This is a genomic window from Candidatus Acidiferrales bacterium (assembly GCA_035934015.1).
GTDB lineage: Bacteria > Acidobacteriota > Terriglobia > Acidiferrales > UBA7541 > DAHUXN01.
In genome coordinates this window covers 1-19,845 of the sequence record DASYYH010000028.1, presented here as the reverse complement: position 1 = coordinate 19,845, position 19,845 = coordinate 1, and the positions used below count along the sequence as shown (strand labels likewise).

Here is a 19,845-nt window from a genome sequence, read left to right as displayed (position 1 = left end):
CCTTGGAAAAACGTGACTTCTGGCGGGCTGAGGCCCAAGCGGCGGAAGTCTTAGCGAAGAGGAAAATTGCGGCTCTCCCTGTTGATCCGTTTGGGATCGCCGCAGGAGAAGGAATCGTTTGCGAGACGTTGAAAAGTTCCGGCGTATCCGGGTGCCTATGTGGTGCTGGAAACACTTTCACTATCTTTTACAATGATTCCATCAACAGCGAAGGCTTCCGCAGATTCACTGTCGCACATGAACTCGGTCATTATTTTCTGGAAGGCCATTACAAGTACATTTTCTCCGACGGTAACTCTCGGCACGTGTCTGACAGTGGCTATTCTTCCGACGATCCAATCGAACGCGAAGCCGATGCATTCGCGGCGGCGCTGCTAATGCCGCCGGAACCGTTCAAGACGGCGTGCGCTCGCGTAGGGCCGGGGTTCAAAACCATAGAGACGCTCTCAGAGAAATGCGTGAGCTCGCTAACGGCCACCGCGATTCGCTACGCTGATTTGAGCGATGATCCCATCGCCATAATCGGTTCCTCAGACAACCGCGTGCAGTTCGCTTTCTTGTCTGCTCCGCTCAAACAGAGGCGCAATCTGATTTGGCCCAAGAAGAACTCCGGTGTGCCCGAGGGCACGGCGACGCATAGTTTCAACCGAGATCCGAAAAACGTCACTCGGTCCAGGCGAACGATTTCACGTGCGCTGATGGATGTATGGTTCGACTGTGGCGGCACCGCCTATGTCAGCGAGGAGGTAGTCGGGCTCGGATCCTCATATGGTCTGACTCTCACCATTTTGGTCGCCGACCCACAGCCGGACCCGGAGTACGAAGAAGACAGCGAAGAGGACAACTTCGAAAACATGCTTCCTTCCGATCGTTGGCGGCAGCCACGCAGGGACGAATAGTGCGGTGTGCTGTGCGCTGCTTCGTGAATAATAATAGTAATTCGTGTATGATGACGGCCGGGCCGGAGAGGAGTTCTCTATGGCGAGTCCGAAAGTCGCAGCCTTAACCCGCCAAGATATCATCAAGGCGGCTCGAAACTTCAAGTGGAACAGACGTATGCCCAAGTGGACCGTCGTCATCGACGGGAAGGAATTTCCTGCAAGGCCGCTCGTCCTTGATGCCGCCGACGTTCCACCTAACGACGGCACAAACTCGCATCAGGCCGTAGCGTTGTTGAAGGATCGTGGCTTTGAAACACGCTACGAAGGGAGGCCGGTCTGAGTTGTCACGAACGCATCCGTTCCGGTAATATAGGCGAATAAAAGGCGAATACTGGAAAAGGCCATGGAGCAGGTCTCACAACTCGCAGGGGTTACGGACTGGCACAGGGCGCTGGGCTTGCTACCGGTACATCTCCGCGAGAGTCCCGACAATGGCGAGAGATACGTGCTCATGAACGGAACCACGGGGAACTTCTGCTTAGACTTCGTCGGTGGTGTAGACCGGCCCTCACGCTGTTCCGCCGCGTGGTCATGCGACGTCGGGCATTACATCACATGCTTTGGCGACGCGGTAATCGTCAATCGATGGGATAGGCAAACCACAGAGGAAAGCTACTCACGCCGTAGTGTGGTCCAACAGCTCCACGAGTTTCATCGTCATCTTGAGAAGACAGCACCAGATCGGTCCCAAAGCATCGTCGCGCACGTACTTCGCATTTTTCGCCAAATTAGATCTGCTCTTCAAGAAAAGACTGCGGGCCTCCGTTCGCTCCGCGTACTACTACATCTGCTGGCCTCTGCGGCAACAGGACAATACCGCCTAGTTGAAGGAGACCTTCAGGTATGGGGGCTGACTGATGAGATTCTCGATTCCTCCCGGCAACTCGCAGATGCCACATGGCTTCCTTTGTACAATGATCTATCGGGGATTGGTCGTTATCAGATCATCCGCCCTGACTTCGATTTAGTTCTTCGCCATGCCTCCGGTGCTATCTTCCAAGAGGCGCACATTGAAGTCGAGATCTCGCCCACTTACTGGTTTCCTGGCTTCGAACATCCGGGAATCGTTAACCCCAAAGCCGTTCCGGCCGAAACGGGAATTTACTTCACGCCCCCCGCACTCGCGCGAACGCTAGCAGAGGAAGCGACAAGGGATATCAGTGACCTAGGAGGACGACCCCTCTTTTTATTCGATCCGGCGTGTGGCTCCGGCGAACTACTCAAAGAGTGTCTCCGTCTCTTGAGGCTACGAAAATATCCGGGGCCTATCCGGTTGCTCGGCTGTGATAGATCCCCCGCATCTGTCGATATGGCGAGGTTTGTTTTGGCTTGGGAAAAGAGAGTCTGGCCGCCAGATCAAGTCCAAATCGAGATCACCCAGCAGGATTCCTTGTTGGCCGCTCGCTGGCCTGATTCAGTCGACATCGTCGTGATGAATCCACCGTTCAAGTCTTGGTATCTGATGGATAACCAGGAGCGAGAAGCCGTTACACATTTTCTTGGCGCCTCAAACAAGCCAAACCTGGCAATGGCATTTGCGCGCCGCGCCATCGACATCATACGTGACGGCGGGACCCTCGCCATGATTGCTCCAAATTCTCTGCTGGAAGGGTCGTCTGGTGGTGGTGTTCGGGAAGCGATCGCCGGCACGTTAGTTCCTCAATTAATCGCCCGGCTTGGAGACCAGAGTGTTTTTGCGCGGGCGCTTGTCGATGCTGGAATGTATGTGGGAAGACGCCACCCTGCTAGCGCCCTGCCGACTGCCATTTTGTGGTCAGACTCCCGCCCCGGTTCGCTCAACAGGGCTCTGCGCGGCCTACGCAGATGGCGCGGTGCGGAACCTGAACCGCTTCTGGAGGAAGGATTTTCAGTCTACGACCGGGAAGATATTGGACGAACTGGTGCTCCATGGGTGGCGCGGGGATACGCGGCTTGGACAACTTTCAAAAGTCTGCACCGCACCAAGCGAACTATAGCAGCGAGGAAGTTATTCGATATCAAACAGGGCGTCCGACTGGGCAACGATGTTTTCATTGTGGCGAAAGAGTATGCTCAGAAGCTCCCGAAAACTGAGAGGAGATTCTTTCGTCCGGCAGTCATGAACGTGTCCATTTCAGACGGAAAACTCAATGACAACTATTATGTCTTCTACCCTTACAGTACCGGCTTGCCAAATATCAACAGCGAAAACGAGCTCCACGATTACGTGCCAACTTACTTCACTGAGTACCTGTCGCCCGCAAAAGGAAGACTTTCCAAACGGAAGAGCCTCCGAAAAGCCGATCTCAACTGGTGGGACTTGCTCTGGCACCGCTCTTGGCAAGAACAAAGGGTTCCCAAGATCGTTTCAAAGTATTTTGGGGGGATTCGGTCCTTTGCGTTCGATCAAACTGGCGACTTCGTCGTCGTAGTTGGCAACGCATGGCTCTTGGAAAAAGGCGCAGTGGCAATGCCGGTTACCGACGAAGAAGTTTTCTTGGCCATTCTCGCCTACTTGAACAGTGAAATTGCGTACCAACTTCTCCAATACGTATCGATTCAAGTTTCGGGAGGCCAATGGGACCTGTCGAGGAAATACGTGGCAAGCCTGCCGTTGCCGCATGTCTCGAAGCTCGGCCAAGCTGACCTTAATAAGCTAGTCCAAATAGGTCTAAGAATCTCACAGGGCAAGATTGACCGTTGGGCCAACGTAAACGATTCGGTTCTCTCTGTACTAAACGGGTGACATATGCCGGATGGTGTTCCCTACAACGAAAGACTCCTTCAGTCTCTCGAAAAAAGTCTAAGATCTTCGTTCAATCAACCTTTCCTAGGCCTTACAAGACGCCCCAGCAGAGCAGGAGCTAGCTTCAGCGTATCTTTGAACGCTGACGAGAGGATCGTCGAAACTGACGAGGGGGCACAACAACCTCTCATGCATATCCGCTTATCCGATGGCCAAGAAAGCACCTTCTACTTTACATTCCTCGCCAGGTTCGAAATCGGAGCCAATCGCCACACGTTGCAGCATGCTACGCTTCTGGTACTCCAGGACCTCTTTGCTGGTGAGATTACCCCTTTGTTCCGGGCCGAATGGGACCAAGCCGCAGCATCGGACCCAACATCCGAACATGCACAGCCGCACTGGCATTTTGTGCAGCGCCCCGAGCACATCGAGGCAATTGTTCGGACTGTAATCGCTCGACCAGCAGAATTCGTCCCCGAAGGACAAAGTGACATCTTCTCTGGACTCGTTGACTGCGGCAGAATTCACTTTTCTATGGCGTCGCTGTGGGGAAAAGGCCAACCTTTCAGTCACAAACAGCTCTTCCAGGGAACAGACTTTTCAGAATGGTTCGCGAACCTGACAAAGTACGTCGCTGGTCAGATTTCCTATGTGGTTTCGAAGGTACCTGGTGCAATGGTTGTACGGGATTTCGTGCCGGAGTAATCATACGGTTTAGCTCTGTCCCAAGCGCTGACCCGTCTCCGTCGCTGCCTGAACCTTTGCTGTTCTCCTCCGCTCCGAGATTGTCGCGTTCCGGCGTGTAATTCGTCCGCCTACGGTCTTCACTAGCACGCTTCGCGCCACCAAAAAGCAGTGTCACTCAGGCGTGCGGCCCGTTCCGACCTGGACGCGCCAATCTCTTCGCTTCTGTCCCCTGTTTTGCGTCCTCGCTCCCCCGGCTGTGGGTGAAGGGAGCAAGGACTCCCTGAAACAGGAGGACAGGAAAAATGAAAGTCGAACAAGCAAAACAGATCGCAAGCAACGCAATCGAGCAACTCCGGCAAGCCCTAGAAGCGGGCCACAGTGAGCGCCTCAAGGACTATCTCGCGGCGATGGCGCGCTTCCGGCGCTATTCGTGGGGCAACATAATGCTTATCGCATCGCAGAAGCCGAACGCCACGCACTTGGCAGGCTTTCACGCTTGGCACAAGATGGGCCGCTTCGTGAAGAAGGGCGAGAAAGGCATCCTGATTCTCGCTCCAGTCATTCGGAAAAAGGCCGAGAACAACCGCGAAACCGAGCCGGACGAATCCTCAGTCGCAGTTGGATTCCGCGCGGCCTACGTGTTCGATATCAGCCAAACGGACGGCCAGCCGTTGCCGGAAATCGGCAGCGTGAACGGCGACCCACGTGAATATCGTGAGCGGCTTGCGAAATTCGTCGCCGAGCAAGCCATCGCGCTCGAATATTCCGGCGAAATCGCGCCTGCACGCGGCACCTCGTCAGGCGGCAAGATCACGTTGCTGACCGGCCAGTCACCGGCTGAAGAATTCGCGACTCTCGCGCATGAGACGGCGCATGAGCTCATGCATCGCGACGAACGCCGCAGCAGCACAACCAAGCGAATCCGCGAGACCGAGGCCGAGGCCGTCGCTTTTGTAGTTTGCAGCGCAATCGCCCTCCAGACCGGAAGCGCCGCGCAGGACTACATCGGCTTGTACGGCGGCGATGCCAAGCTCCTTGGCGAAAGCCTCGAATACGTGCAGCGAACCGCAACGCAAATCCTGAATGCCATCGGCGCGGATGATTCATCCGCGCCGCCCGCCTAGCGGCGGGCGCACCCTTGCACAAGCATAATTCCTCAATGGGTACACAGCTACTTATTGTTCTGCCCTTGAGTCCGATACTTTTCCAACGTAGATTTGAGCACGCCGTCAATCCTTGCACCCCGGCGCTGAAACCCTAGTTCAGGCAGCAGTTCGTCGATGATTTCTTCATCAGTCCGAAGACGACCGTCGGATTCAATCCAACTGATCATCGCCCTGAGTTCCCATTCAGAATAGCCTGTGATCGTTTCGCGCTTTGAGATATTGGGGCGTGGACCTCGGCTCCGGTCCTTGACACGCGGCGAAATCGCCCAAGTTGGTACCGGCGCTGACGCCTTGGCAGAGTTCCTGGAATTGGCGGCGGCGACCGCATTTTCATAAGCAGCCAACGCGCGGGTCACTTCGTCGTCCTTGCGCATGAACCAGTCTGTCGACCAAATCCGATGGAATTTCCATCCTAGGTTCTCTAGCTGCTGTTGTCGCAAACGGTCGCGATCCCGTGCGGTCGGACTGGAATGATATGAGGCACCGTCGCACTCAATCGCGAGAACGCATCTTCCGGGTTGCTCTGGGTGCTGCGCGACGAGATCTATACGGTAGTTGGAAGCACCAACTTGAGATAAGAGAGGCACACCCTTTGACTGGAGCACATCAAAAACCTCTGCCTCGAACGAGTTCATTGGAAATGCGGTGGAAGCAATGTCCCCTAATCTCTTGCCGCCACTAGCAGCATATTCGAGATAGTGGCGAAGTAATTCCACTCCTGTACCCGGCTTAACTTTTGCCATGTCCATGTCCAGATGGCTGAAGGAGGAAACCAGTGTCATTCGCTGACGGGCCCTTGTTACCGCAACATTGAGTCGTCTTTGCCCCCCAATAGATAACAGCGGGCCAAATCTAAACGGAAGATTTCCCCCTCGGTCCTTCCCATAACCCACGGTTAGAATGATGGCGTCGCGCTCATCTCCCTGAACCCGCTCTAAGTTTTTGACAAAGAATCGGTCTTCAGCGTTCGGGTCGAAAAAGGGGGCCAGTTGAGGCCTTTGCGCGAGCGCCTGATCTAGAGCTCGCTGCACGCGGTCTGCGTGCCGGATTCCCATTGCAATAATCCCCAAGGACTCGCTGGGCCTGTTTTCCGCGTGTTCCAGAACGAGATCGACCACTTTTTGGACCTCTGCCGAGCAACTCTCTTCCTGTCCATCTAGGCCGAGTGGCTGTTCGACCAGAAAATGCTGGATAACAGGCGACCCTCCGGGTCCTGGAAATGTAACCAATCGATTCTGATAGATGTGGTAGTTAGAAAAACTGATTAGAGTTTCGTCTCGACTTCGATAGTGCCAATCGAGATACCACGACGGCATGAACGCATTTGTAGTGTCGAGAAGACTTTCATATCCTTCGATGGCCGCGTTCGATTCGTCGTCTGCCAATTCATCTTCCTCTGCTGCCGCGAAAAAAGTCGTGGGGGGTAATTGCCATCGGTCGCCGGCGACGACCAGGTGCGTTCCCCGCATGATTGCTGGGATCGCATCTTCCGGTAAAACTTGGCTTGCTTCGTCAAAGATCACGAAATCGAAATGCCGGTCCGCGTCTAGCAGTTGACTGACAGAAAGAGGGCTAGCCATCCAGCAAGGGCAGACTGCCGTCAGGACGTGCCGCGCGTCAGAAAATAACGCGCGAAGAGGTCGATGCCTGCGCTTCTTCTCAGCCTCAGATCGGATGACGTACTCTTCGGATTTGTGTTCATTCATAGCTGCTATTGCTCGCTCGGCGTATGCTCTTCGCACCCGCGATGCAGCGATTCGAATCCGTTCTTTGTCCAGCGCTTTAAATTCTTCCACAAAGCCATCTTGGGTTCTCCCGTTGAACCCAGCGATCTCCGGGTCCTCAAACTGGGCAGCTTCCAAACAGGAGGAATACCAGCAGAAATCAAACGAGGCGATAAACCGCTCTCGGTCTAGTTTTTTCTTGCGAAGCTCTTCGACTAATTTCCCAACTCCTGAACTCTCAAGGCCACGCTCCACTTCGCACAGTTTAGGCAGCCTCATTGGCGTCAGCCGGTCTTTGGCAAGACCATCAAGGGAGGTTGTAAGCTCGACGAGTGGTACCGCATCAAACTGCCTCTGTCCGATGATAGAAGCCAGCGCTGCGAGATCGGCAAGCGCAAGCTTTAGCTTTTTGTGTGCCTCCGAATGACCCGCTACCCGCTGAGGCGAAGACGAATAGCCGCTTAGTAAAGCCCATCTGATTCGCTGGTCGTCAGCAGCGCTCAATTCGGCCGACAATTGAGCGCTCTTGGCCTTCCCCGCGGTGCGATATGTGAGAGCCTGGCTGCGCGCTCGCCGGTAGTCACCGCTCGTGCACCAACTCCATACCGCTTTGAGTCCTCCGCCCCCGCCAGCCGCGAGAGCGCGCACCATTGCCTGGATATCCTGTTTGAAAATCTCGGACGTATATGAGTCAAGCGTCGTTCGAACAGCGTCAAGCAAGGAATACGTTTCTTGCGCCTCTTTCACTGTCGTCGGAATTCGAAAGCCCACTGCTTTCGTCACCTCTGCCATAGATTCCATGAAGGCTGGCCAGGTCTCCGAACTCAGTCGCGCTACTAAATCCAGAGCATACTGAGCCGCAGTCCCATCGTCGAGCTTCACGCCATTCCAAGGCGAAGGGTCGCACCGGAGGAAGAGAGAAGAAAGCCCTCCCGCCTCTCTCAAGAGATCACGGACCTTCCCTGGCCCAGCTTTTTCGATTTTAATTAGTTCAGGTCCTCGCCACCTTGTCTCGGCCCCCGCTTCCGTCTGGAGTCGAAGTAGCATCCCTTGGAGTTCATAGACCGACATATCGCTTGGCTTACGCCTTCGATGGAGACTTTCGACGTGGCGGTTCAGCCGATCCCGGCGCTCCACATACCGCTGGTGCATTCCGTCGCAGTCAACAGGCAGAGCCTGCCGAACAGTATTCAAGGCTGCGGCAACCTGCTCCATTACGCGCTTAGGCGACACATCTGCCCCGTGCAGATCGATGGCAATCTTCTCCAACCCGACTTGTTGGAGCCTTTTCAGCACCACCTGTAGCGCAGCTCGCTTCTCGGCGACAAACAGCACACGCTTTCCCGCAGCTGCCAGGCTAGCCACCAAGTTCGCGATGGTCTGGCTCTTTCCAGTACCGGGCGGCCCGTGAATGACAGCGCTTTGCCCAGCCAAGACAGCCGCTATAGCCGACTGTTGGCTCGAATCCGCGTCCAAAATTAGGAACTCAGACTGAGGAGGGACTTTGTCGAATTCACGGGGATCTGGGCTCTGTGCCTTCGCACCAATCGACTCTTTTGCTTCCGTATCACCTGAAAGCGCAGCAATAAGATCACTGGATACGAGTTGTTCCGAACCTCCCTGAAGATCTCGCACCATTGCCATCTTCTGAAAAGCAAAATTACCGAGAACGGCAACATCCCGTATCGTGAATTCCGGGACCGATGTGCATGCTTCCTTGAAACGCTCGTATACAGGCGACGGGTCAAAAACCTCTTCTTCTTCATGCCCCTGCAATAGAGAGAGCACCTCATCTGGCGAGATAACTACTCCGAACTCGGTCTCCAGCACATGCAAGAGAACAAGGTTTGTTTGCACCGGACCGCCGCGATGTATGGAGAGCGAAGTCCCAGCATGTCCTTTCATTTCGAGCGCAACTGGCAAGAGAAGAATCGGGGACTCTGTATTTCGCCCTCCGTCAGCTGCCTTCCAGGTCGCCATCCCGAGAGCTACGAACATCGTTGCGAGCCCTTTTTCTTCCTGGTTCGCGAGGGCCCTCCGCCAGATTCCCAAAGCTTTTAGGATCAAATCGTCGTCAGAGATATTTCCAACCAAACTCTTTAGTGGAACCGTCTCGCCGCGCAGTAGAGCTGCCCAACGCTCGCTGCTTTCAAGCGATAGACTTAACGTTCCCCATTTGAGGGACCGGTAATAGAGGAGATTGTTGCGGCGGGATAGATCGATTAGCTTCTTGATCCAGGCCTGACGAGCCTTTTCGACAGATTGCCGTCTCTGCTCGCTGATTTCCAAACCCATGCCTTTTGCCAACGCCGCTGGCCACGCCAATCAGTAATGCTTAGCAGCGAATATATCACGCCAGCAACGCTGCCTTTGGAACTGCGTCTCCCGTTGTGCCACTCTGTCACGCCCGTTAGCAGCGCCTTCTCCCCCTGTAACATCGCTTGACCTTCGCCTCAACCGAATGAACTGACGCGGTACATTTTTCTCTTTTCTGCCGGGCTTTGCTTGGGCGCTGCTTCGGGAGAATTCCCACGCCCGCAGTCCCGTAGCCGGGATGCGAAGAACGCACTTCGCGGCTTCTGCTTTCCCGGTTCCTCCCGAACCGCGCGGGTCCCTCCCATAAAGCAGCCGCTCGCTTTGGGAGTGGTCTCCACTCGCTTTCGGGCGCCCCAAGCAAAAGGGGCAGAAAAAGGAGATTCGAAAATGTACCTCAATTCAGTTCAGATCATCGGTTTCATCGGCAAAGACCCGGAGAGACGGCAGGCGCGTGCGAACGATGCGGCGTTCACGGTGGTTTCGGTCGCCACGCAGCGGTCGTGGAAGAACGCAGACGACGAGTGGGCCTCAAGAACCGAATGGCATCGCGTGGTCGCTTGGAACAGCCTGGGCGAGCGCGTTGCGGCATCGCTTCACCAGGGCGACCACGTGTTGGTTGAAGGCACGCTCGTTAGCAGCACCTACGAGCGCGAATACGGCAAAGGCAAGAAGGCCACGACCGTGAAGCACACGGTCTGGCAGATTCGCGCCGACTCGATTCGCAAGCTGAATCGCGGCGAGAAAGAGCCGGAGGCGCTCGCTTCCGGTTCAGCCGCCCCATCCGAATCGCAAGGCCGACCAACGACATCACAGGATATTCCGTTTTAGCAGCTACTTTCATTTCGGGCCTCGGCAGACCCGCCGAGGCCCATTTCGTTTGGGATGTAAGCAAGCTTTTTTGGAACGACGATATATAATCCAGCCGAATGGCGGACGATCTTCTTCTGAATTCAATTCAACATCAAGACCCGGAGCCGCGCAGCCGATGGGACACGGTTGCGCTGATTATTGCTGCGCTTGCCGCCGTTTTCTCGGCGGTAACTCAGGCTCAATCCCATCCCGTATATGCAATCGCGTTTCTAGTTCTAGTCGCGATTCCTGTCGCATTTTTATGTTATAGGCCGCTGTCCGCATGGATCGCCAGGAACAAATCATCTTCACTTCGAAACCGAGTGGCGCGAAAAGCGTGGCCCGAAGTCTTGCGTTTTGAAAAACGCTTTGCAGAATTCATTAACACCAATGATTCGCGCAATCTGCGAACGATCATCAATGATCTTGGTGGACGGAACGATCAAGAACTTTTCAAGGTCTGTCCACCTGACTACATCAGCACCTTTTATCCGATGTTTTCGAGTCGGCATCTTCTGTTGAAGCATATCGACGAGCCGGATTTCCGCATCGCAGTGAATGAGCTGATTGCAGTGATCGCCTCGTATAACATGGAGTATGTCTTGAAACCAATGGAACGACTCAAAGAAAGTCCTCGGTTCACGCAGCTTGCTCCAAACGATAGGAAATATCGCGAGGCTGCAATCGAGGATTTCCGCGAAAGGTGGGTGCGGTTCCTAGATGACCTCACCGAATTCGTGGCAGCACGCAATAATGATTTCGGGTACGAGCCTTACCACCAAGCGATTCCCGCTTTTTTCGAGCGCCCGAGAAAGCTTTCCCTGTAATTGAAATCGGGTGGAACAGCTTCTCTGCGTGCTGGTAATTGAATCGTCCTCAGAATAGAATTCGGATGCTTCCAACAACCTAGTAACGCAGGGGTAAAGCCTGGAATGGCGCGAGGAAAAGGGAAAAACGGCGGCAATAGTCACTCGAAGAAGCGTCCCATTGAGCGATACGAGCACACGGACAAGAAACGCATCAACAATCCGCCAGTAGGACTCGTAACGCCGGAGACCGATCCGCCGCTGCCAACTCACAAGGTTTACGATTACATCCAGCCTGTCCCAGACGTAAAGCCGCGCGAAGAACTGAGCTATGACCCGCATCTTGACCCGCAGCTTGTCTGGGCCGGGAAGAAAGAGCACGCGTCGTTCGAGGTGCCCACCGTTTCCCTCCACGTCCACGAAACAATCGATCCGCGCACGATTATTGAAGCCGTCCGCAAACGGAACGGCAATGGCCATCCAGTTCAGCCATCGCTTTTCGAGCGGCCCGAGGAAAAAATGCCGCTGCGCGATGCTATCGAGTTCTATCGCCACGCGCACGGATGGTCGAACCGGCTGATCGCTGGCGATTCGCTTCTCGTAATGAACTCGCTGCTCGAAAAAGAGGGAATGGCCGGGCAGGTCCAGATGATTTACATAGACCCACCATACGGAATCAAGTACGGCTCAAATTTTCAGCCCTTCGTCAACAAACGCAAAGTCCAGGACGGTAAAGATGAAGATTTAACTCAGGAGCCTGAGACTATCCGCGCTTTTCGGGATACTTGGGAGTTGGGCGTGCATTCATTCCTGACGTATCTGAGAGACCGTGTTCTGCTAGCACGCGAACTCCTAAACGACACCGGCTCAATTTTCGTTCAAATCGGTGATGAGAACGTACACAGGGTTCGATCAATACTCGACGAGATTCTCGGCCCCGACAATTTCATTGGACTTCTGAACTTCAAATCGATGATGCCTCTGGAATCGGGGCAGATAGAAAGTGTTTTCGATTACCTCTGTTGGTACGCGAAGGACAAAACGAAACTCAAATATCGAAACCTGTTCACTCCCAAATCAGTCGGAGAGGGGTCGGAATTCGTCTTTGCGGACTCTGACGGGAACGGCTTTCGCAGGCTGACAGCTGATGAAGTCCGCGATTTCAAAGCAACCGCCGCAAAGTTCAGCGTATTCAAACGCTCTGATTTAGCATCTTCGGGTTACACGCCCTCGTGCACCTTTCCCATCGATTTCAACGGGAACGTCTTTGAAACAAGTGGCGGAAAGAGCTGGCGAACAACACCGAACGGCATTGAAAAACTGAAATACGCGAACCGTTTATTCGTTCTGGGCGGAAGGCTCTACTACAAGATGTACCTAAATGACTTCGCATACGGCTCGCTCACGAACTCATGGCAGGACACAATTGAATTTGGGAAAAGAATCTTTGTTGTTCAGACTACTCCAACAGTAATCGAACGATGTCTCCTCATGACAACTGATCCGGGCGATTTGGCTCTCGATCCAACGTGCGGCTCAGGGACGACTGCTTACGTTGCCGAGCAATGGGGACGCAGGTGGATCACGTGTGATACCTCCCGCGTGGCAACTACCTTGGCCAAGCAACGTCTCATGGCCGCTGAATTTGATTATTACGAACTGGCACATCCTGAAGAAGGGATTGGTAGCGGCTTCCATTACAAAACTGTCCCGCACGTCACCCTTAAGTCCATCGCGAACAATCCTGAAATCCGCGAAGGAATGACGCGCGAGCAGATTGACTCGGCCATTGCACGCTATGCCGACCAGGAAACACTTTACGATCAGCCGTACAAGGATAATTCTCGTGTGCGCGTCACCGGCCCATTCACGGTTGAAGCCGTTCCCGCTCCCACCGTGCGTTCGCTCGAAGACATCGAAGATGACGCGACCGCAATTCGGACTTCTGGAAAAGCGCAGCAATCAATAGCCGATTTCCGTGATGCAGCCACGCCTTTGCTTGATGCCTCTGTATCGCGCAAAGGTGCCACATTGCGACATACGGAATGGCGTGATGAATTGCTCAAGACCGGACTCCGGGGCAAGGGCGGGCATCACATTGATTTCTCCCGCGTCGAACCGCTGGCCGGAACGCGCTGGCTCCACGCCGACGCGGAAACCAAAGGCGCGAAGCCCGAGCGCGTAGTCATTTCGTTCGGCCCCGAGCACAGCTTGCTGGAACAGCGGCAAGTGGAGTTGGCGTGGGAAGAAGCGCGCACACTTAGTCCCAAGCCCGCCATTCTCGTATTCGCCGCCTTCGAGTTCGATCCCGAAGCCGCCAAAGACATTGACGGCATGACCAAAGAAAAAACCGGAATGACCTTCCTGACGGCGCAGATGAACGCGGACTTGCTGACCGAAGACTTGAAGAAGAAGCGTGCCTCCAACCAGGGCTTTTGGCTCGTAGGGCGTCCTGATATTGAATTGCGCGAGATCGTCAAAGCAGACAGCAAGGGCAAATGTGAAGTCGAAGTTCGCGGATTCGACTATTACGACACGCGCAGCGGCACTATCGAATCCGGCGATCCATCGAAGATCGCCATGTGGCTACTCGATACCGATTACGATGGCCGAAGCCTTTACCCTCGGCAGGTTTTCTTTCCGATGGCCGATGACGATGAAGGTTGGGCGCGCCTTGCTCGCAATCTAAAAGCCGAGATTGATGCGGAACTCATCGAGAAATATCGTGGGACTACTTCGCTACCGTTCGAGGCGGGACCCCACAAGCGAATCGCTGTGAAGGTTATAGACGACCGAGGAATCGAGAGCCTGAAAGTCGTGGATGTGAAGTGAGTACGGAAACCCAAGTCGGCTCTGCAACGATAGACAAGCTCATCATCAATTCCCCTTATGAAGAACCGCGCGAGCACTGGCGTTATGACCGAGAGACGCGGCTATTCACACGTGAGCCGGAGCGACGGAAAGCCGGATATGTCCGCGCATCCGAGAAGTCGCGGGCCTTCGATGATCCCGGCGTTTTTACGGAACTTCCTTTGGTGAATCAAATCCGTCCCCGCGTGAAGGCTTGGCGCGAGGCTGACTATGCCGGTGCAAGCGGAATCAGCAAACGGCTCTTACAGCACTGGCGCGATATGGAGCAGCGCGACGCGAACCGCCGATTTTTCTTTTGCCAGCTTGAGGCCATAGAAACGCTGATATGGCTGACCGAAGCCCCCGCATCGGAACGAGTCGGAATTGAAGTTCCGAGCGATGGCGGGCCGTTCCCCAGGCTTTGCTGCAAGATGGCAACAGGCTCAGGCAAGACGATTTTGATGGCCATGCTGATTGCGTGGCAGGTGCTCAACAAGGTCACGTACCCTCAAGACAAGCGCTTCTCGAAAAGCATTCTTCTCATTGCTCCGGGCCTGACCGTAAAGAACCGTTTGCAGGTGCTGGTTCCGGGCACGCCAGGAAATTACTACACGGAATTTCAAATCATCCCGCCGGGCCTCGAAGACAAACTGCGACAAGGACAGACTTGTCGCGTGCTGATTCGCAATTGGCACAAGCTCGACTGGGAAAGCGAAGAGCAGGTTGCAAAGAAGCGCAGCGTAGACAAACGCGGAGCAAAAAGCGATGAGGCTTACGTCCGCGATGTGTTGGGCGAGATGGCGTCCGCACAGAATCTTATCGTCATCAATGACGAAGCTCATCATGCGTGGCGCGTGCCGCCGAAATCGCGCGTTGCTGGTGTTTCAAAAGAAGAAGTGAACGAAGCAACGAAATGGATCGGCGGCCTGGAACGGATTCATAGATCGCGCGGCATTCTCACCTGCTTTGACTTGACAGCTACACCTTTTGCTCCTACCGGCAGGAAGAGCGGGCAGGAAACGTTGTTCCGATGGATCGTAAGCGATTTTGGATTGAATGATGCGATTGAGTCGGGGTTGGTCAAGACGCCCCGTGTCGTTGTACGTGACGACGGAAAGCTCGATGCCAAATACAGGTCGCGCTTCTATCACATTTATAACGACCCAGAAGTGAAGACCGATGTAAACCGAAAGGCCGAGCCGCAGGCCCCGCTGCCCGGCTTAGTAAGCAACGGCTACTACTTCCTCGGGAAGGATTGGCTCGAAGCCGCCAAGAAGTGGAAGAAGGACAAACAGCCTACGCCGCCCGTAATGATTACGGTAGCAAACACGACGCATACAGCCGCGCGCGTGGAATTCGCGTTCACGCATAAACGCATCAACATTGAAGAGCTTTGTGACCCTGAAAACATTCTCCACATCGATTCGAACGTGCTGAAACAAGCCGAAGAAGAGGATGAGCCGGTACAGCTTGGACTTAGCGGAGTCGAAGACGAATCAGAAGAAGCCAATGGCAACTCGAATGGCAGCCGGCCTGAAAAGAAACTCTCGAAAAAGGAAAAAGCAGAATTATTGCGTCGGCAAGTCGATACCGTGGGACTTGTCGGACAGCCGGGACAAAACATTCAGAACGTAATTTCAGTCGGAATGCTTTCAGAAGGTTGGGATGCCAAGACTGTCACCCACATCATGGGCCTCCGCGCTTTTACCTCCCAATTGCTCTGCGAACAAGTCGTAGGACGCGGACTCAGGCGCACGTCATACGAAATAGACAGCGAAACCGGTCTGTTCCAGCCTGAATATGTAAACATCTTTGGCGTACCGTTCACATTCCTGCCGCACGAAGGCGGCGGCGATGAACCCCCTCCGCCTCCACCGGCTCCCAAGACAAGAATCGAGGCGCTGTCCGAGCGCAAAAGATACGAGATCACATGGCCGAACGTCGTGCGCATTGACCATGAATACCGACCCACACTGACTCTCGACCTGGAAAAAGCAAAGCCGCTCGTGCTCGACGCGTACGAGACTCCCACATTGGCTCAGATGGCTCCGACGATTGACGGCAAGCCGGACCTGAGACAAATATCGGAAATCAGCTTGCGTGAGCTAGGGGAACGATTCCGCACGCAGAAGATCATATTCTCCACCGCAAGCGACATCTACGAGCAGATGAAAACGACTTGGAAGGGCAGTCGCGAATATCTGCTTGCGCAAGTAATCCGGCTCGTCGAAAAGTACATTGAAAGCGACAAGTTGCGGATCGAGCCGTCTCTTTTCAATCGAGACCCTCTGCGCCGCAGGATCATAATCACACTGCACATGAGCACCATCGCCGAACACTTGAAGCAGGCCATTCATTTCGACAATACAAAGGCGCTCCTTCCGATATTCGATACAGAGAGGCCCATACGTGCGACTGGCGACATGCTGCCCTGGTACACGGGCAAACCGTGTGAGCACGTCGAGCACTCGCATATCAACATGTGCGTTTTCGACAGCCGATGGGAAGCGAGCGAAGCGTTTGAGCTTGACCGCAGCTCGCACGTAGCTGCTTGGGTGAAAAACGACCACCTCGGATTTGAAATCACTTATTCATTCAGGGGCATTATTCGAAAATTCCGGCCAGATTATTTGGTGCGGCTTGCGAGCGGGAAAATGCTGATTCTCGAAGTCAAAGGACAGGACAACCAGGAACAGCAAACGAAGAGAGAGTTCTTGTCAGAGTGGGTGCGGGCCATCAACGCGCAAGGTGCGTTCGGCACTTGGGCAGCCGATGTTTCCCGCTACCCCAGCGATATTCACGAAATTCTCCAGCGGAACGGCCTATAGACTTACCGCTTGCGGAACGAGATCGTTATTGAATCGCGCTTCGCAAATGGCAAAAGCGTTCTCCAATCTCCTGCCTGTGACGTTTGCGTGAGGATTTCCCATCCGTCGTTGAGCATCTTCGCGATGTGGTCATCCATTTTGTGCAGATTGAGCAACCCGCGCTTGTAGTACGTTCCGAAGAAGTTTTTCTGGTATGTGAAGGACTTCACTTCCATGGCCCACCTCCGTTCCCGAATCCAGCCGCCAGATTCTTGTCCATTTTGAGGCTGCTCTATAGTTCTCCTTTTCTTCGCCTATAATAGCATCCATCGACGCTCGGAGTCGCTCTACAAATTCTGTTAATCGCCTGTAAGGTTTTGCCCATTTCTGGGCTTCTATATTTGTGGAAGCAGAATTTTGACGCTTAGGGCGGAGGACGAGAGACGGCTTCCTTGTAATCGCTTAACCGCGATTACATTTAGGCCAATCCGTGCTCCGGCTCGCGTCGCGCCGTGCCAGTAGACCCAAAGATGTTATTGAACCAATACATCGCGATGCCTTATTATCATCGATTCACGAACGGTCCCATGTCTCGCCGAAAGCGCAGCATCCTGTTGGTTTCCATCGGCACTGGCATCATCGCAGGCCTAATCGTTCTTTACGTTGTTCGGCGTTCGCCGCGGACTCCGTGGGGATCACATTCACAAAGGGCTGTCGGGTCCCAGCCAAACGACATCCGAGGCTTGCTCGCCAAGGCAAGTTACTTTTACTGGCTTCACAACCTTCCAGCCGCCACGCCTCTTTACGCACGGGCCGAAGAGCTTGCCATACAAGCTCACGACGAGCGTGACGCGCTGTATGCGAAGGTTGGTCTAAGTCGATCCTCTGACGGGATGTCCTTCCCGCAGCTCTCTGCCTTCATCGCCGCCCAATTGAAGACTCCTCTCGTTCAAAACGACGAGGAACTGCGCCTTTGGTGCCTGGGTGTAAAGGGCGACGCCGATGATGAAGTCAACGCCGCCGCCGCGAAGCAAGACTGGCAACAGGCTCTGAGCCTCGCCCAAAAGCTCGGACAAAAGGAATGGGCTAATCGCGCAAGCGGAGAGCTAGGGCTAGTCGGTTTCCTGCAGGGCGACGTAAGCCGCGCGAGCACCCTAATGGGGAAAGCGCTCATGACAGCCTCGGCGCAAGCAGACTCCGGCACTGAGCTTCGATATCTAGAAATCATCGGGAACGGTTTCAATGCGCTCAATCGAACCTCAGAAGCCATGTTCTTCTTCAATCGAGCCATTGCAATCGCAAACGACGACCACGATGTCGGGACTCCGTTTATGGCTTATGAAGGAAAGGCTGAGGCGCTTGCCGCCTTGGGGAAAATGGGTGAAGCAGAATCCTTGATGCAGAATACTCTCGCTCAAGCGCAGAAACAAAAAATGATCGAGCATCAGGGTCAGGACATGCTGATCCTCGGCGAATTCGCGAGGCGGTTAAACCACAAAGCGCAAGCCGAAGAGTATTTTCGAGAAGCTTTCGAATCCGCGTCACGCATGGGCCTCCCTCGCGTCGCGATGCAATCATCCTTCGACTTGTCAAATCTGCTCCAGGATCAAGGTGATCCGCAGGGAGCTGAGGATGCACTCAATAAAGGTCTTCAGATTAGTCGCACCGTGGGGGACACGTACTATCTCCCTCGCGCCTTGGACGCACTCGCGCAGCTCAAGGAAAAGACCGGCCAGCTTCAACAAGCTCATAGCCTCTACACGCAAGCCGAGGACGCGATTGACGGAATGCTCCTTCGCTTTCCGGGAGCATACTCTGAGAGTTCGCTTCTAAGCACGATGAGCGACACCTACCTCGACGATTTTGAGCTTTCAGCCAAACAAAATGATGTAAGCGCCGCGTTTGATGCCATCGAGCGCGCGCGAGGACGATCGATTCTCGACAATATGAGGAGCAAGGCGAACCGAACCGTGGATTCCCCGGCCAATTCTGCGGTCCAGCAACAAATCTCCAAAATTCAGTCCCAATTACTCGACTCCAACGATCCAGCGGCGAGGGCAACACTGCTCGAAAGTCTTACTGAGGAGGAATACAAGCTCAACTACATTGACGAAGCCCTCAGCTCAGAACAGCGCAGTGTTACGACCCATCCGGTTGCGCTCAAAACTGCGCAAGCAAGCCTCTCGAATGATGAGGCAATTCTGGAATATGTCCTTGCAGACCCAACCTCCTATTGTCTCGCGCTAACTCGAACAGCGTCGGCACTGGTCCGCCTCCAAGCCGGTCGAAAACGAATCGAAACGCTAACCTCTCAATATGTTGCCGACGTGATGCAGGGCAAAAGCGGAACTCAGGAAGCAGAGGAGCTCTACGCCTTACTTCTCAAACCAATTCCCGAATCTCTGCGGCTGACGCGATTGATCATCGTCCCTGACGGTTCCTTGCATAACGTAGCCTTCGACGCCCTTGTCGGACCTGACGGCCGATACGTTCTTCAATCACACACAATCAGCTATGCCCCATCGGCAACTGTTCTCGACTTCTTACGGAACCGCCAGCGGGCTCACCAGCCGCAAATGGCGTTCTTGGGAGTCGGAGATGTCCCCTATGACATGGAAGGACAAACCCACGGATCAGGAGCAACCGGAGGGGTCGTTCAGACTGTCTCGCGCGGCGTTTACGATATTTCGGGCGCACATCTGTACCCACTTCCCGAAACACGCGCCGAGCTGATCTCGGCAAGCCAAGCGCTCCAAGACCCAAAGCAAACAGTTCTGTTGCTCGGCGATAGAGCCACGAAAGCCGACTTTACATCGGAGCCGTTGGCTCAGTTCAAAATCATTCATTTCGCCGTTCATGGAATCTCGACTCCCAATTTCCCCGAGAGAGACGCGCTTGTTTTAGGTCGCCAGCCCAATTCCACAGATGACGGCCTGTTGCAGGTTCGCCAAATTGCGCAACTCAAACTCAATGC

General features: G+C 54.4%; 12 protein-coding genes. 10 read left to right on the top strand and 2 right to left on the bottom strand.

What is annotated here, in order from left to right; genetic code table 11:
- Positions 1 to 2: 2 nt before the first annotated feature.
- The 5 genes from VGR81_14455 (at position 3) to VGR81_14435 (ending at position 5,477) form a co-directional block, all read left to right on the top strand.
- Positions 3 to 899 carry an ImmA/IrrE family metallo-endopeptidase gene (locus VGR81_14455; GenBank protein HEV2290141.1) on the top strand — a complete coding sequence of 299 codons (897 nt, stop codon included), beginning with the start codon at positions 3 to 5 and terminating at the stop codon, positions 897 to 899.
- A 157-nt stretch (positions 900 to 1,056) separates the two neighbouring features.
- Positions 1,057 to 1,221 (top strand): hypothetical protein, encoded by a 165-nt coding sequence (locus VGR81_14450; protein ID HEV2290140.1) that lies wholly within the window; start codon positions 1,057 to 1,059, stop codon positions 1,219 to 1,221.
- Between the two features lie 171 nt (positions 1,222 to 1,392).
- Positions 1,393 to 3,666, top strand: a complete 2,274-nt coding sequence (locus VGR81_14445; GenBank protein HEV2290139.1) for an N-6 DNA methylase — start codon at positions 1,393 to 1,395, stop codon at positions 3,664 to 3,666.
- A gap of 135 nt (positions 3,667 to 3,801) precedes the next feature.
- The gene (locus VGR81_14440) at positions 3,802 to 4,371 is read left to right on the top strand and encodes a hypothetical protein (GenBank protein ID HEV2290138.1); all 570 of its coding nucleotides are present in this window, start codon (positions 3,802 to 3,804) and stop codon (positions 4,369 to 4,371) included.
- 284 nt (positions 4,372 to 4,655) lie between these two features.
- A complete protein-coding gene (locus VGR81_14435) occupies positions 4,656 to 5,477 on the top strand; it encodes an ArdC family protein (protein HEV2290137.1) in 822 nt (273 codons plus the stop codon).
- Positions 5,478 to 5,524: 47 nt separating this feature from the next.
- On the opposite strand, the gene VGR81_14430 is transcribed toward VGR81_14435, so the two are convergent.
- Positions 5,525 to 9,568, bottom strand: coding sequence for an AAA domain-containing protein (locus VGR81_14430; protein HEV2290136.1), 4,044 nt, complete (start codon positions 9,566 to 9,568; stop codon positions 5,525 to 5,527).
- 378 nt (positions 9,569 to 9,946) lie between these two features.
- Between VGR81_14430 and VGR81_14425 the strand changes: the two genes are divergently transcribed.
- The 4 genes from VGR81_14425 (at position 9,947) to VGR81_14410 (ending at position 16,892) form a co-directional block, all read left to right on the top strand.
- Positions 9,947 to 10,387 carry a single-stranded DNA-binding protein gene (locus tag VGR81_14425; protein ID HEV2290135.1) on the top strand — a complete coding sequence of 147 codons (441 nt, stop codon included), beginning with the start codon at positions 9,947 to 9,949 and terminating at the stop codon, positions 10,385 to 10,387.
- 344 nt (positions 10,388 to 10,731) lie between these two features.
- A complete protein-coding gene (locus tag VGR81_14420; GenBank protein ID HEV2290134.1) occupies positions 10,732 to 11,235 on the top strand; it encodes a hypothetical protein in 504 nt (167 codons plus the stop codon).
- 105 nt (positions 11,236 to 11,340) lie between these two features.
- The gene (locus tag VGR81_14415) at positions 11,341 to 14,046 is read left to right on the top strand and encodes a site-specific DNA-methyltransferase (GenBank protein HEV2290133.1); all 2,706 of its coding nucleotides are present in this window, start codon (positions 11,341 to 11,343) and stop codon (positions 14,044 to 14,046) included.
- Complete coding sequence (locus tag VGR81_14410; protein HEV2290132.1) at positions 14,043 to 16,892, top strand: DEAD/DEAH box helicase family protein; 2,850 nt, start codon at positions 14,043 to 14,045, stop codon at positions 16,890 to 16,892. Before VGR81_14415 ends, VGR81_14410 begins: the two co-directional genes overlap by 4 nt.
- A 2-nt stretch (positions 16,893 to 16,894) precedes the next feature.
- On the opposite strand, the gene VGR81_14405 is transcribed toward VGR81_14410, so the two are convergent.
- On the bottom strand, positions 16,895 to 17,107 hold the full coding sequence (locus tag VGR81_14405; protein HEV2290131.1) for a hypothetical protein: 213 nt from the start codon (positions 17,105 to 17,107) through the stop codon (positions 16,895 to 16,897).
- A 351-nt stretch (positions 17,108 to 17,458) separates the two neighbouring features.
- Here VGR81_14405 and VGR81_14400 point away from each other — a divergent pair.
- On the top strand, positions 17,459 to 19,845 hold a 2,387-nt coding region (locus VGR81_14400), incomplete at its 3' end, for a CHAT domain-containing protein (protein HEV2290130.1).